The organism is Paenibacillus caseinilyticus (genome assembly GCF_027533645.1).
Classification (GTDB): Bacteria; Bacillota; Bacilli; order Paenibacillales; family NBRC-103111; genus Paenibacillus_G; species Paenibacillus_G caseinilyticus.
Genome location: NZ_JAQAGY010000001.1, coordinates 490,925 through 507,412, shown reverse-complemented (window position 1 = coordinate 507,412; position 16,488 = coordinate 490,925). Strand labels below are relative to the sequence as shown.

The following is a 16,488-nucleotide window of genomic DNA, read 5'->3' as shown; positions in this document are numbered from 1 at the left end:
TCGTCTAAGCAGTCTGTTTCTCCATCTCTTAGGTACGGTCAAAATATGAATATATGATAATTTCATACAAAAAACAATAATATAAACTATTTGACATCTTTCTATGTTTTTTTACTGTAAATACGCTTACAAGACAATTTATGTGCTATAATGACTTTGGTAAAAATTGTACCAAGCACTAGATAGGGGTCGGTCGCAGGTCATGATCGCCCGGCAGGCTGGTAAGAACAGGGGGACTGGTTTATCTGGAGAAAATTGCCTTTCTTTTCCCGGGACAGGGGTCGCAGTACGTTGGGATGGGTAGAGGGTTATTCGATCAATTCCCAATAGCAAAACAAACCTTTGAGGAAGCGAATGAAGTACTTGGCTTCGATTTGGCTTCTTTGTGCTTCGAGGGGCCGGCTGAGGAAATTCAAAAAACGGCTTATACGCAGCCTGCCATTCTAACCCACAGTGTTGCCGCATACCGGGTGTTTATGCAGGAAGTAGGGGCCCGCCCTCATTACATGGCCGGACACAGTCTTGGCGAAATCACTGCCTTGACGTGTGCAGGGGCTATCGCTTTGTCAGACGCCGTAAGTCTTGTGCATAAACGGGGAACGTTCATGCAGAAGGCGGTTGTTCAAGGATCGGGGGCTATGTCGGTTATTTCTAACGTGGACCCGTTAAAGGTGAAAGCCGTCTGTGAAGAGATTGCTCCAGAGGCCCAAGATGTTACCGTATCGAATTATAACACGCCGAATCAAACTGTAATTTCAGGGACAATAAGAGCAGTAGAGAACGCGGAGTCTAAGCTCAGGCAATTGGGTGCAAGCGCATTCAGGCTGAACGTAAGCGCGCCTTTTCACTGCCCGCTTATGAACGAGGCGGCACAAGAGCTTGAGGCAGAATTACGCAGTCTATCATTCCTCGAGTTAAAATTCCCCGTTATTTCTAATCTTAATGGCTTACCCTATTCCGGTTCGGAAGATATCGTCCACCATTTAACGGCACAGATGGTGAGTCCGGTTCAGTGGAGTGACACCATGAGCTTTTTGATCGGGCGAGGTGTGGACACCGCTGTAGAATTCGGACCTTCTCATGTGCTGCGCAATATGATGAGACATACATTTCCCGAAGTGCACAGCTACTCTTATGACAAGGAAGAGGATGCCAGGTCCATTGAAGCGCTGTTTCGGGTGGTTCCGCGCCCTTGTTTCGTATCGCGCTGTCTAGCCATTGCCGTCTGCACCAAGAACCATAATAGGAATGAAGAAAAGTATGAAGAAGGCGTTATTATCCCTTATCGACGTGTCCAGACGATGCTGCAAGAAATTAATGAACGGGGCGAAAGTCCGACCTTGGAGCAGAAACGGTATGCCTTGGACATGCTGCGTTCGGTCTTTTTGACAAAACAAACGCCCGAGGGCGAGCAGCAGGAGAGATTTCGTCAGTTACATCAGGAGACCAACGATACGGTAATGCTCATGGAAGCGGGAATATAAACTTGCTGCACATTTTGGCAGCAAAGCTGAGTCGGCGCCCGTAAACCATTCGGATTTGCAGGAGCATTTACTATGTATGAAGAGGGTGTACAGTGACCATATGACGGGGGCGGAAGTCGGATTTGCGCAGACGGGAATTGTGATTCTAGGTTTAGCTTTTTTAATGGGGGGGACAGGATTATATATCGTATCGAAGACATTCCTGCAAATCTATGAAACAAGGAGAGGCTTGACAAAAATAGCAAGTAATCAAATTCGGAATTTGCTTATTATGGCTGTTGTACTCCTTGGCTTAGGTTTGTTTGGCTTCACTTTTTTAGCGCAGCATGATGTATGGCAAACTTATGTCATGACGCTGTCCGATCAGGTCATAACGGCCATGGTCGTAAGCGCTTTCGCCATCTTCTTATTTTTATTGAATTGGTTGGTTCATTACCTGTTTCCGCTTGAACCTAAGGTAACCTATGCGCCTCTTGTTCTGCTAAGCCTGGGAAGCGGACTGGCGTATACGTTCATGATCTTCGTTATTAATCAGGCCCTGGCTGTTGACCGTGATGCCAGGTACGAGTTTTTTGTTTGCTTTGCGGTAACGATCGGCATCTACTTTGTCAGTCAACGGTATATCCGTTCCCAGATGGTCCGGCTCTCGAATTTAATTGTTTATGAGAAACGGATGGATATGATTCACAAGCTGCTTCACTCCCGGTATCAGAATGTGGAAGCTATCGGCGGCGATAAGATCCTGACGTGCATCAATAATGATGTGGAGACGATCAGCAATTTTGTGAATTTATTTGTGAGTGCGTTTACGAGTATCGTCATTGTCTTTTTCGGTTTTGTGTATTTGGGCTGGATTAATATATACGGTTTCTTGTTTTCGTTTGCGATCATACTCGCAAGCTCTGCGCTTTATTTTGTTGTCGCGCGGAAGGGGAACCAGCTTACGGAAGAAACGCGGAGCGTCCAGCATATTTTCTTTAAGTTCATTCATGATCTCGTTAAAGGCTTCCGCGAGCTGACGCTTCATTGGCTGAAAAAGCAGCAATTTGCGGAGGACTTGAAAAGTTACACGTACGCTTACATGACGAAAAGGGTGAAAAGCAGTCTCATGTATTCGCATGTCATCCTCGTCGGCGAGCTGTTATTTGTGATGGTAATCGGCGCTGTTGTATTTTTGTTTCCCTTCTTTCTTCCGGACAGCCCGAATACGATGCTGAGGGAGTATGTATTTATATTCCTTTATTTAACAGGCCACGTTTCTTTTATTCTGAATAGTGTTCCGGAGTTTATGCGTTTTCGCATAAGCTGGAACCGTCTCAAGCAGATGGAGAAACAAATGGGAGCGATGGAAATCTATGAATCGCAAACGGCTGCGGGTGAAGAAAGCGCATGGTCTGCACACACGCTCGAACTGATGGATGTCATCTTTTCTTATCAAAATGCGGATGGAGAGAGCTTCACGGTCGGTCCGATCAACTGCCGGTTTGAATCGGGGGAAATCGTCTTTATTACTGGCGGGAATGGCAGCGGAAAGTCCACCTTAGCCAAGTTAATAACGGGCTTGTATGTGCCGGTTTCAGGTGAGATTGTGCTGAACGGGCGAAGTGTAGGTGCGGAAGAGCTGAGTCAGCATTTCTCTGCGGTGTTTGGCGAGTATCATTTGTTTGATCGCCTGTACGGGATTGACTCGGAGGAAAAACACCATGAAATCGAAAACTATTTAACGCTGTTCGGGTTGAAAAATAAAGTCGAATTGCAGGCTGGGCGGTTCACGACCACACAGCTATCGACAGGACAGCGCAAGAGATTAGCCCTGATGCAGTGCATGCTGGAGGAGCGCCCTTTTTGTTTGCTGGACGAATGGGCGGCAGATCAGGATCCGCAGTACCGCCAATTCTTCTATGAAGTGCTGCTGCCGGATATGAGGAGAAAGGGGACTTGCATCATTTGCATTACGCACGATGACCGTTACTTTCAAACAGCCGATACGTTCATTCATATGGAGCTTGGGAGAATAGAGAAATATTCCAATTACAATAAGGTGGGGTCTTGATTGAAGAGCGTAAGCACTTTGCCTCAACTGCTGGCGGAACGCCGGCATCTGGCGGCTGGAATCACATTTGCAGAGCCGAAGCGGGAGCGGTATCTTTCCTATGACGAGCTGTTTATGCAAGCCCAAGAACGATTAGGGGCCATGCAGGAAATAGGCGTCGGCGCCAAGGATCACGTTGTTTTTCAACTGGAGGATAACGAGTCGTTTATCGTTTCCTTCTGGGCCTGCTTGCTGGGCGGAATCATCCCTGTCCCTGTCATGGCAGGTCATACGGAAGAAATTCGTCTCAAGGTGACCCAAATCTGCGCTATTCTGGAGAGTCCTTATTTGCTCTGTACGGAAGAATTCGGGCAAGCGTACTTAACGTATTGCCGGGACCAGGGCGATGTCGATACGATGGAGAAAATGCAGGGCAGGGTGCTGCCGATCGAGCAGCTTAGGAGCAGCGATCATAAAGCCGGCTTAGGACAGCTGCATGAGGCGCAGGGCTGTGATACGGCGTTTATTCAGTTCTCTTCCGGTTCGACGGGCGATCCGAAAGGCGTCGTATTAACGCATGATAACCTGATTTGCAATATGCGTGCCATTGTAAGCGGTTCCCATGCGACCGAATTGGATTCTTCGTTAAGCTGGCTGCCCCTTACGCACGATATGGGACTGATCGGATTCCATTTGACGCCGATGTATGCCGGTTTTCATCAATGGCAGATGCCCTCATCGATGTTTGTCATGAATCCGATGATGTGGCTGCAGCTGGCTTCCCGGCACAAGATTACTTGCTTGTCTTCGCCGAATTTCGGCTATGCGCATGTCTTGAAGCACTTTAAGCCTGAACAGGCCGAGGGGCTGGATTTATCGTGCGTCCGCCTGATTTTTAACGGTGCGGAGCCGATCTCGGAGCAAATCAGCAGAGCGTTCACAGAGCTGTTAGAACCATACGGTTTGCAGGAGAAAAGTATATTCCCCGTGTACGGCTTAGCGGAAGCGAGCCTGGCCGTTACGTTCAGCCCGGCGGATGAACCGCTGCAGGCATTGCGTCTGGACCGCAATCATCTGAAGCTGGGGCATAAGATCAAGATGGCGCAGGATACCGGTACCGGAAGCAGCGATGAAGCCATATCTGTCGTGGATTTGGGGTATCCTGTCGAAGACTGTGAGATTAAATTATGCGATCCCAACGGCGAAGAAGTGCAAAGCGAGCACATTGGACTCATTCATATCAGGGGCGGCAATGTAACGCGGGGCTATTATCAGCAGCCTGAAGCGAACGCCTCCTTGATCTCCGGGGAGGGGTGGCTGAATACCGGCGATTTGGGGTTTGTGCGGAACGGGCGGTTGTTTGTTACAGGCCGGATGAAGGATATCATTTTCGTGAACGGGCAGAATGTGTATCCGCATGATTTGGAGTACATCGCAAGCCGGGTAAAGGGAGCGGAGCTCGGCAAGGCTGCGGTATGCGCTGTGCAGGATCCTGTGCGAAAGCAGGATGAGATTGCTCTGTTCGTCCAGTTCCGGAGCAAGAAGCTCGAGCTGTTTTTGCCCATGAAGCGCGAATTGCAGCAGCTGTTAAACCGTCACACCGGCTTGAATGTGAATCTGATCGTGCCGGTCAAGCATATCTTCAAAACGACCTCCGGCAAAATTCAGCGTTATGCTTTTGCTGAGCGGATGAACAACGGCGAGTATGCCGAAACGATAGCGCTGCTGGAACGGCTGGAACGGGACTCGGCGGAAAGCGGGGACAGGGATCAAGCCGCAGCAGCGATGGAGCCGCTGACAGCCGATGAGCAGCGTATACTGGACATTTGGCGTAAAACGCTCGGAAGCGAAAAGCTCGGCGTGGACGATCACTTCCTGGAGAAAGGGGGGGACTCGTTAAAGGCAGCCTATGCAGCGGCTGAGATTCAAACCTCATTCGGCCTCACGCTTACACCCAGCGAGCTTTTCCGGTACCCGACGGCAAGAGAGCTTGCCGTGCGCTTGCGGCAGCTGCAGGAGCAGGCATCCGCTGCCGTAGGTGCGGAGGCTATTAAGCCGGTTCCTGAAAGTGAGTATTACCCGGCATCTTCTGCACAGAAACGGCTCTATATTCTACAGCAAATGAATCCTGAACTGTTGAACTATCACTTGCCGCAAGCCATGGACATCCAGGGCGCGTTGGACTTCGGTTTGTTCGCGCGCGTCTGGCACACGCTGATGGAGCGCCATGAAGCGCTGCGCACCAAGTTCGAGATGATCGATGGACAATGGATGCAGCGCATCCTGCCCGAGGTGCCGCTGCCCATCAGTTATCTAGATGCCGCCGGCTGGGCGGAAGAAACGCTGGACAGCCATATGGCAGCATTTATACGGCCTTTTCCGCATTTGGAGGCCCCCTTATTCCGCATCGAATTGCTGCGCACCGGGGAATTCCGTCATAGGATGCTGTTCGATATGCACCACCTCATTACCGATGGAACCTCGATGGGCATCTTGATGAAAGAATTCATAGCCCTTTACGAGAACAAGGAGCTGCGGGCCCTTCCCGTACAGTTCAAGGATATTGTCGTATGGCAAGAAAACCGCAAACACGATGCCTCTATGCAAAAGCAGCGAGACTACTGGCGGGACGTATTCAAGCAGGGCATCCCCAAGCTTGAACTCACAGCAGACTTTGCGCGTCCGCTGCACCCAAGCTATCGCGGAGGCCTGCATCGGTTTACAATCGACCGGGAGTTGACGGCAGAGCTGCAGCGCTTGGCTCAGCAAACCGGCGTTACCTTATATGCCCTGCTGCTCACGGGCTACTGTACGCTGCTTGGCAGGTACAGCGGTCAGCGGGAATTCGTGATCGGCACAGCGGTTTCGGGCAGAACGCGCGTCGAGATGGCTCCGGTGGCGGGAATGTTCGTCAATACATTGCCGCTCCGACTCAGTTTGGATACAGAGGCGGCGTTCTTGGCGGCGCTGCGCAGCGTTCATACCCAGGTGCTTGAGGCTGTTGACCATCAGGAAGTTCCATATGAGGAAATTTTGGAGCTTGCAAGCGCCGCCTGGGATCCCGGACGCAGCCCGTTATTCGATACGATGTTCACGCTGCAGAACATGGAGCTGCCTCAGCTCCAAACGGCAGAGCTTCTTTTTACTCCCGTGCCGATCACCACAGGAACTTCAAAGGTCGATCTTACGTGGGAGTGCTACAGCACGGATGGCGGTATTGAAGTTTCACTGGAGTATGCGCTGGATCTGTTTACACCGGAAACGGCGAAGCAGCTGGCAAGACATTATGTGCACTTGCTTCAACAAGCGGCTGCCCATTCCCATCAAGTCCTGACCGGCCTTGAGCTAATGGAACGGCACGAAGTTCATCAATTGCTTCACACCTACAACGAGACGGCATCCTCCTATCCCAAACATCTGACTTTGCACGAGCTCTTCGAGCTTCAAGCGGCTGCGAATCCGCAGGCTGTCGCCCTTGTTAAGGACGGACACAGCCTTACCTACGGGGAGCTGAATAAACAGGCTAACCAATGGGCCCATTGGCTCATCGATCATGGCGCAGCTTCCAAGGCTCCGGTAGCGATCGTGCTGGATCGTTCCTTTGAGATGATTACCGCCCTATTGGCCGTACTCAAAGCCGGCTGCGCGTATGTGCCTATTGATCCGAATTATCCGTCGGAACGAATTCAGTATATTTTAGAAGACGCGGGAGCAAGCACGGTTCTGACGCAGAGCGCCTACTTTGAAAGCTGCAGCGATATTCTTCAGTATCTTGCGGCTGACATCCGGCTCGTACAGGTGCAGGAACTGCGGGCGCGGGAAGCCGATCTGCCCGAGTATGCTCCGCAGGCTGCTGCCGTCTCATCGGATATGGCCTACATCATGTATACCTCAGGATCGACGGGAAGGCCGAAGGGCATTCAGACCACCCATTATAATGTGGCGAGGGTTGTAAAGAACGTCAACTACATCCATATCACACCGGACGATACACTGCTGCAGTTATCGAATTATGCCTTTGACGGATCGACCTTCGATATTTACGGGGCGCTGCTAAATGGCGCGAGACTGGTTCTGCTTTCCGCTGACGATGTGATCCATACGGCCCGCTTGCTGGAAGTCATTCAAGAAAACAAGATCAGCCTGTTTTTTGCGACCACGGCGCTCTTTAATGCAATGGTCGATGAGAATGTGGAGGGGTTGGCCGGGGTTCGGCATATGTTGTTCGGCGGAGAGAGGGCTTCGGTTACTCATATCCGAAAAGCGTTGCAAGCTTTGGGGCCCAATCGCCTGATCCATGTCTACGGCCCGACCGAGTCCACCGTGTTTGCCACTTTCTATCCGATCGATGCGCTGAGCGACGGTCAGGCAACCATTCCGATCGGCAAGCCGATCAGCAATACCGAAGTGTATGTGCTTGATGCGGATGCCAGGCTTGTACCGCGGGGAGTCCCGGGTGAGCTGTACATCTCCGGAGATGGTCTCGCGCGCGGGTATTTGAACCTGCCGGAGCAATCGGAAGCGGCGTTTATCGCGCATCCTTTCCAAGAGGAGCGAAGGCTTTATAAGACGGGCGATTTGGTCCGCTGGCTTGGGGATGGCAATCTGGAGTTCATGGATCGAATCGATACCCAAGTGAAAATCAGGGGCTTCCGCATCGAGCTTGGCGAGATCGAGCATAAGCTCGCTGCCTGCCCGGGGATTGAGGAGGCTGTGGTTGCGGCTGTGGCCAGAGGGGGGGAGCAGATTCTTTGCGCTTATGTGGTGGCGGCCCATCCCATCTCAACCGAGGAACTACGGTATGAGCTCAAGCGGCAGCTGCCTGCGTTCATGGTGCCTGCGTCCATTATCCAGCTGGACAAGCTGCCGCTTACCCCGAACGGTAAAATCGACAAGTCCGCGCTGCCTGAGCCGCAGCGAATTCATGCCGGCGATCGCGAACCTTTGGCGACTGAAACGGAGCTGCGCCTGGGCGAGATCTGGAAGCAGGTGCTGCAGGTCGGTGACGTAGGGAGGTACGACAATTTCTTCGAAGCTGGCGGCCACTCCCTGAAAGCCGCCGCCATCGTGTCGCAGGTGGGCAAACAGTTTCATGTGAAGATGCCGATTGCGCTCGTGTTTGAGCAGCCCGAGCTGTACAGGCAAGCGGAATGGATTGAACAGTCGACGACCGGCCGCACGTTCGAGGCGATTCAGCCTGCTCCTTACCAGGAGCAGTATCCGCTCACTCCCGCCCAGCACAAAATGTTTATTCTGGAGCAATTCGCCGAGGTGGGAGTTGCCTATCAAATCCCGCTTGCTCTGCGGATTGAAGGGAAGCTGGAACGGGAGTCGGTTGAGGGGGCATTCCGGCAGCTCATCGCCAGGCATGAGCCCCTTCGTACGTCCTTCCACCGTTCCGGCAGCGAGGTATGGCAGAACGTATGGACGCAAGTACCGTTCCATGTGGCGGAAACTACCTTTAACGAGGGGGAGCTTGAGGCGGCTTTTGCGGCATTCACGCAGCCCTTCGATGTAACGCAGGCGCCGCTGATCCGTGTCCAATATGCGACGGAACGGCGGGGACCTTCCTATTTGTTTGTCAGTGTGCACCATATTGTATCCGATGGCATCTCGATCAAAGAGCTGCTGGAAGAGTTCATGATGCTCATGCAGGGCAAAGAGCTAGAGCCGCTTCCGCTTCAATATAAAGACTATGCGGTGTGGCTCCGGGGGCAGGAGAGCTCAGACTGGATGCGCGCCAACGATGCCTATTGGCAGGAACAGCTTGCAGGCGCGATCCCCGTACTGGACATGCCTGCGGATTATCCACGGGGAGATCGAAGGACCTTTGCAGGCGAGACCCTTTCCTTTGCCATCCCTGCGGACTTATCCGGGCGGCTGCATGGCTTTGCTGAGCAGCGGGGGTTGACCCTGAACAGCGTTCTGTTCGCCGCTTACTCGCTGCTGCTTTATCTATATACGGACCAACAGGAGATGGTCATCGGATCGCTGTCTGCCGGAAGAACTCATCCCGATGTGGAACGCATGGGAGGGATGTTCAACCAATTCTTGCCCGTCTTTATCAAGGTCGACGAGGAGCTTGCGTTCACCGAGCATGTCCGTCTCGTGCAGCATAGGCTGCTGCAGGCTTATGAGCATCAGGATACTTCCTCCACGGCATGGATGGACACGGCGCTGCCGGTTGACGGCTCGCGCAATCCGTTATTCGACACGATGCTCATCCTGCATAATCAGATGGATGCCGACGTCCGCCTGCACGGCGAGGACTGCAGCTTGACCCCGGAAGTTCTGCATACCAAGACGGCCAAGCTGGATTTCAAGCTGGACATCTACCAGAGTGGTTCCGGGCAATTAAACGCCGCTCTGGAATATAATACGAAGCTGTTCCGTTCGGAAAGCATGGAGCGGCTGGCCGGACATTTCCTGCACGTGCTGGAGCAAATAACGGAGCATCCGCAGTCGGACTGCGCCGCTTTCTCCTTGATTTCGGAGGACGAGACGGAGCTGATTCTGCACACATTTAACGATACCCGCTATCCGCATCCGACAAGCCTAACGCTGCATGTATACTTTGAAAAGCAGGCGGCGATGACGCCGGACCGTCAAGCGGTTGCTTCGTCCGAAGGCAGCCTTACTTACAGGCAGCTTAATGAGAAAGCGAACCGGCTGGCGCGGATATTACGGGAAAGCGGCGTGCAGCGTGATACGGTTGTTCCGATTGTTGCCGAACGGTCGCTATCGATGATGGTAGGCATCATGGCTATCCTAAAGGCGGGCGGCGCTTATTTGCCCATTGACCCTACACTGCCTGAGGAGCGGATATCGTATCTATTGGCGGATAGCCGGGCTGCGGTTATAGCGGTGCAGAGCAAGTGGAAAGCGCTGCTTGGTCAAGCGTACACGCTTATCGACCTGGACGATGAATCGGCCTACAGTCATATGGGGCCGGACAATCTGCCTGCAGGCAGCGGGCCCGATGATCTGGCCTACGTGATTTATACCTCGGGCTCCACAGGCAACCCCAAAGGCGTCATGGTCGAGCACCGGGCCATTGTCAACCGGCTGTTATGGATGCAGCGCAAGTACCCGCTGACCGGCGAGGATGTCATCCTGCAGAAAACGCCTATTTCTTTTGATGTCTCGGTGTGGGAGTTGTTCTGGTGGGGCATGGTCGGGGCGTCGGTCTACCTGCTTGAACCGGGCGGAGAGAAAGAGCCGCAACGTATGCTGAGGGCGATCAGGGAGCACCGTATATCGGTCATGCACTTCGTCCCTTCCATGCTGCATGTCTTCATGGAATACGCCAGACAGCCGCAGCAGACAGCCGATTTATCCGGACTCCACTATGTGTTCACCAGCGGAGAGGCGCTGAAGCCCCATCAAGTGCAGCAGTTCGCCGCATTGTGCGCCGGCCATTCTTCGGCCAAGCTGGTCAATCTATATGGCCCGACGGAAGCTGCCGTCGACGTCAGCTACTATGATTGCGGGCCGGATGCGGGCGCTGCGGTTCCGATCGGCAGGCCCATTGACAATCTTCAATTGTACGTTGTCAATTCGATGCATCAGCTGCAGCCGATTGGCGTTCATGGCGAATTATGCATCTCGGGCGCAGGTCTGGCCAGAGGCTATTGGCAGCGCGAGGAGCTGACGAACGAGAAATTCGTGCCGAACCCCTTTGTGCCGGGGGAGAAGATGTATCTGACCGGCGACCGGGCATCGTGGCTGCCTGACGGCAATCTCGTCTATTGGGGCAGAATGGATACCCAAGTGAAGATCAGAGGCATTCGAATCGAATGCGGCGAGGTCGAGCAAGCCTTATTGAAGCACGAGGCGATCCGCGAGGCGGTGGTCGCCGCCGTCCCGGACGGTCTCGGCGAGCAGGTGTTATGCGCTTATGTCGCGGTGGATTCCCCTATTGACGAAGAAGAAGTCAAACTGAGCTTGCACCGGTCGCTGCCGCAGTATATGGTGCCGGCTGTCATCGTGACCCTGGCCCGAATACCGCTTAGCAGCAATGGGAAAGTGGATCGAAGAAGCCTGCCGAAACCGCAGCTGGACAAGCGGGAGAACGGTACGGCCCCCCGGACCGAAACGGAGAAGCGTCTTGCCGGTTTGTGGCAGGAGGTGCTCGGCGATCAGCAGCTTGCCATTGACAGTAACTTCTTCGTTATGGGCGGCCACTCGTTAAGGGCGGCGCAGCTCAGCGGCAGAATCGAACAGCATTTCCATGTGCAATTCACGCTGCAGGACGTGTTCCAAGCACCGGTCTTGGAGCAGATGGCCAAGCTGGTGGAAGGAGCCGCAAGCCAATTGTGGCAGCCGCTGCCCCGTGCCGGACAGCAAGAAGTGTACCCGCTCTCTTTGGCGCAAAACCGCTTATTTATCCTGCATCATGTGGACGCCGGCCAGACGGTGTACAATCTGCCCTTTGCCATGCGCATCGAAGGCGCATTGGATGTCCAAAGATTGCATGCTGCGCTGCAATCGCTTGTGGACAGGCACGAGCCCCTGCGAACGAGCTTTGAGTGGCATGATGGCGTGCCTGCCCAGCGGATTCGCGATGAGGTCCCGCTGAATCTGGAGCGCCGGCAAGCGGACGAAGACGAGCTGCCTGCCCTGGTTCAAGCGTTCATCCGCCCGTTTGACTTGACGGCGGCCCCGCTTCTTCGCGCAGCGTTGGTTCAGACCGGGGAGCATAAGCATGTTCTGCTGCTGGATATGCATCATATCGTCTCCGACGGCGTATCGACGGTAGTTCTCGCGCAGGAATTCGTGAAGCTGTATCAAGGCGAATCGCTTACGCCTCTGGCCGCCCAATATAAGGATGCGGCAGTATGGCAGCAGGGCTGGTTGGAAAGCGGGGAGCGGGAGAAGCAGGAACAGTTCTGGCGGGAAACGCTCGCCGGAGAGCTGCCGCTGCTGAACTTGCCTGCCGACATGCCCCGTCCCGCATGGCAGAGCTTTGAGGGCGATTCGATCCGGGAGATGTTCCCACGGGAATTGGCGGAGCGGGTGAATCAATTGGCCCAGGCATGTGAAGTAACGCCTTATATGCTGCTATTCTCCGTGTTTCATGTTCTTCTGTACAAATTGACGGGACAGAACGACCTTATCGTTGGCACGCCGGTAAGCGGAAGGTTTCATCCGGACACGGAGCCGTTAGTCGGCATGTTCGTCAATACGCTTCCGATCCGCAGCAACCCGGATGGCAATTGGCAGTTCCGCCGTTTTATGGAAGACATGAAGCAGCGCATGCTGCAGGCATTTGCGCATGACCAGCTTCCGTTCGAACAATGCGTCACCCTGCTTGATGTGCCCAGAGATACAAGCCGGAATCCGATCTTTGACGTGCTGTTTGTCATGCAGAATATGGGGATTCCGCAGGTGGACGCAGAAGCGCTCAGCTTTACTCCCTATGCGGTCGAACACCCCGTCTCCAAGCTGGATATGACCTTCGAGCTTGTTCCGCATGAGGATGGGATCCATGTCCGCGTGGAGTATGCAACGCGCTTATATGCTCCCGAGTCGATCAAGCGGATGATGAATCAATACCGGTATTTGCTTGAATCGGTTGCGGCCGATCCGGAAGTAACGCTTTCGGGGCTAAGATTGCAGTCGCAGCAGGAGGAGCAGGCGATGCTGATGACGCTCAATCCTCAGCCGGTTGCCTATGCAGACCGGATGACGATTGAATCCTACCTCGAAGAGAGAGCACGGCAGGAACCGAAGCGTATTGCGGCTGTGTTCCGAGATCAGGCCCTGTCCTATGAGGAGTTGAATGCGAAGGCCAATCAGCTGGCGCATGTTCTGCGGAGCGCAGGCATCGGGAGCGAGGACCTCATTGCCGTCCGCATGGACCGTTCCTTGGAGATGCTGGTCAGCCTGTATGCGGTTCTTAAAGCCGGGGCAGGGTATGTCCCGATCGCTGTGCAGATGCCGGCCGAGAGAGTGGAGTTCGTGCTGAAGGATTCGCTTGCGAAGCTGCTGCTCGTTCAGTCGCCGGCCGATGAGGAGACGCTGACATTTGACATTCCGACCATCGATATCGACCAATTGGATTGGTCTTCGCAGCCGGCGGACGACCTGCCTAAGCTGCATCATTCGAAGAATATCGCCTATGTGATCTACACTTCCGGTTCGACAGGACAACCGAAAGGGGTGATGGTGGAGCATCACTCCGTCATCAATCGAATCGGCTGGATGCAAAAGCAGTATCCGTTGCAGCCGCACGACATCATTTTGCAGAAGACGCCGTTTACGTTTGACGTGTCCGTATGGGAGCTGTTCTGGTGGAGCTTTGCCGGAGCGGGCGTATGCCTCCTGGAGCCGGAAGGCGAGAAGAATCCGCAATTGATTCTGGACACCCTGGCAGAAAAGAAAATAACGACCATGCATTTTGTCCCGTCCATGCTGCATGTGTTCCTGGATTATGTGGCAAATAAAAATGCCGGAGAGCCGGAGCACCTCTTGACGCATGTGTTTGCCAGCGGGGAAGCGTTAACGCCGGATATGGTCAGCCGGTTCCGCGGGATCTTCAGCAGGTCCGGGCGGACGAAGCTCATTAATCTGTACGGGCCGACCGAAGCGACGGTGGATGTAAGCTATTACGACTGCGACGCGTTTGAATCCACAGGGAGCGTTCCTATCGGCAAACCGATCGATAACATTCAATTGTTCGTCGTAAACGAGGCGATGCAGTGCCAGCCGTACGGGGTGCCGGGAGAGCTCTGCATTGCCGGGGCAGGCGTTGCCAGAGGCTATTTGAACCGCGCCGACTTAACGGCGCAGCGGTTCGTGCCCAATCCATTTCATCCGGGGACGGTCATGTACCGCACCGGGGATTTGGTGAAATGGCTGCCTGACGGCAATATTGAATATTTGGGCCGCATGGACCATCAGGTGAAAATTAGAGGGTATCGTGTGGAATGCGGGGAGATTGAGAGCGAGCTGCTTCTTCATCCCGCCTTGAAGGAAGCTGTCGTCATCAAACGGGAAGACCGCCAAGGCTCCCCTTACTTATGCGCCTATATCATCAGCTCGGAGGAGCTTGCGGTTGCGGACATAAGGCGGCATTTGGCCAAGCGCCTGCCGGAGTATATGATTCCGTCGGCGTTCGTACGATTGCCGGAGCTGCCTCTGACCGCGAGCGGCAAAACCGACCGGAAGCGGCTGCCCGAACCTGATTATGCGATGGCGACGGGATCTCCATACGTGGAAGCGCGCAACCGCAATGAGCTCATGATCAGCGAAGTGTGGAAGGAGCTGTTAGGGCGAGCGCAAATTAGTGTGCACGACAACTTCTTTGATATCGGAGGCGACTCTTTACTGCTGATTCGCGTCCATCAGAAGCTGGAGCAGCTTCTCGGCAGCAATGTTCCCATTACGGATTTATTCAGCTATCCGACGATAGCCAAGCTGGCCGAGCATCTGGATGCCGCCGGACAGTCCGGTCACAGCTGGGTGTGGGGAGGCGTTCCCGTCCCGTCCGATTATGCAGCCGCCCAATACACGATGAACTGGGAAGGGTCATTTGAATTCAGGCTCGATGGCATGCTTTGGCGTCAACTGCAGGAGGTTGGCCGGCAGGAGCAGGTGAATCCAGGGGAGCTTGCCCTAGCCGCATTCTTTTTGCACTGGCGGCAAACGTCCCGGCAGAACAAGCTGGAGCTGCCATTCATGAATGCGGGGGGGCACATCAGACCGCTTGAGGTTGATTTTACAAGCGTGCTTCAATTCAGCGACCTGCTTCAAACGATCCGACAATCGGAAGACATGAACGCGCCTACGTTTCTTGTTCGCCAGGTGAGCAGGGCGCAAAGCCAATCCACGGCCACAACGCTGTTCCCTTTGCTGTACTGGGGCCCGCTTTCGGAGCTGAAGGTCAATCAGGAACTGCTTGACGTGTTCGATATGGTGCTCGCTTTTGAACCGCGCAGCGACAATTGCTATGGACGAATGGCATTCCATGCGAGAAAGGTGAATAAAGAAAAGCTCAAGGGTTGGGTGCAAGGCTATGTAAAGCTGCTGCATAACGTGATTGAACAATACAGCAGAGCCGCAGCGGCGGCGCATAAGGAGTCGGCGGCAAGCAAACAGTCCTGAAACGGGGAGACAGGTTGATGAAAAAAATAGGTTGGATGCTCGTGAATATCGCTGTGTTTCTCGGTTTGATTCAAGCGGCGGCGAAGGTACACGCTTTTGTATACAAGCTGCCTGCGCTGCATGGCTACAAGAGCTTCCTGTCCCATAACCCGGGCATGCATCTAGGCATCATATGTACCTTTATACTGATTGTGTACACGGTCCTGCTGCGCGCAAAAGCCGCTGTACGGAAGGACAAGCAGCTCTCGCTCGCTGCCGTCTGCCGGTTTCATAAGCTTGCGCCCCGCCAGGTAATCTTTCTAGTGGGCATGGGGATTCTGGGATGTCTGTTCAGCATCGGACTCATTGATATCACGTTTCTGGCGAAGACGTTCCCTTCCATCCCCCAGATGGTAACCGACATGATGGAGACCGATTCATTCCTTTTTGTTCTGATCGGCGCCGGGATTATGGCGCCCGTGTTTGAAGAAGTGTTATTCCGCGGATTAGTGTTCAATCAACTGCGCAGCGCAATGCCGCTGTGGGCCGCATTGCTGCTTCAAGCCGCGATATATGCCTACTTTCAGCCCAGCTTGATCATTTCCGTCATCTCTGTGGGCTCAGGTATTATCTATGCATTGCTTTACGTGCGAATGAATTCGCTCTGGGCGCCGATCATCATGCAGGTGACAGCGATGAGCTTGATTTATGCGGCCAAGTACTGGGGACTTTACGAAATGATAAGCTCCATCGGGCAGCCGGCCTTATATGCGATTACCATTGCAAGTCTGATCGGCCTTATGGCCGGGGCATGGGTGGTTTGGAAACGTGAGGACGACCTGACAGCCCCAATAAGCACGAAAGCTGCATAATAACAAAGCTGTTCCA

General features: G+C 53.8%; 4 protein-coding genes. All 4 read left to right on the top strand.

Annotation, left to right across the window (positions count from 1 at the left end; genetic code table 11):
• Window positions 1-218 precede the first annotated feature (218 nt).
• The 4 genes from fabD (at window position 219) to O9H32_RS02080 (ending at window position 16,472) form a co-directional block, all read left to right on the top strand.
• A complete protein-coding gene (gene fabD, locus O9H32_RS02095; RefSeq protein WP_319946917.1) occupies window positions 219-1,484 on the top strand; it encodes an ACP S-malonyltransferase in 1,266 nt (421 codons plus the stop codon).
• A gap of 100 nt (window positions 1,485-1,584) precedes the next feature.
• Window positions 1,585-3,537 carry a cyclic peptide export ABC transporter gene (locus tag O9H32_RS02090; protein WP_269864066.1) on the top strand — a complete coding sequence of 651 codons (1,953 nt, stop codon included), beginning with the start codon at window positions 1,585-1,587 and terminating at the stop codon, window positions 3,535-3,537.
• Window positions 3,538-15,621: a non-ribosomal peptide synthetase gene (locus O9H32_RS02085; protein WP_269864065.1), complete on the top strand. Its 12,084-nt coding sequence runs from the start codon at window positions 3,538-3,540 to the stop codon at window positions 15,619-15,621.
• A 17-nt stretch (window positions 15,622-15,638) separates the two neighbouring features.
• On the top strand, window positions 15,639-16,472 hold the full coding sequence (locus O9H32_RS02080) for a CPBP family intramembrane glutamic endopeptidase (protein WP_269864064.1): 834 nt from the start codon (window positions 15,639-15,641) through the stop codon (window positions 16,470-16,472).
• Window positions 16,473-16,488: the final 16 nt, after the last annotated feature.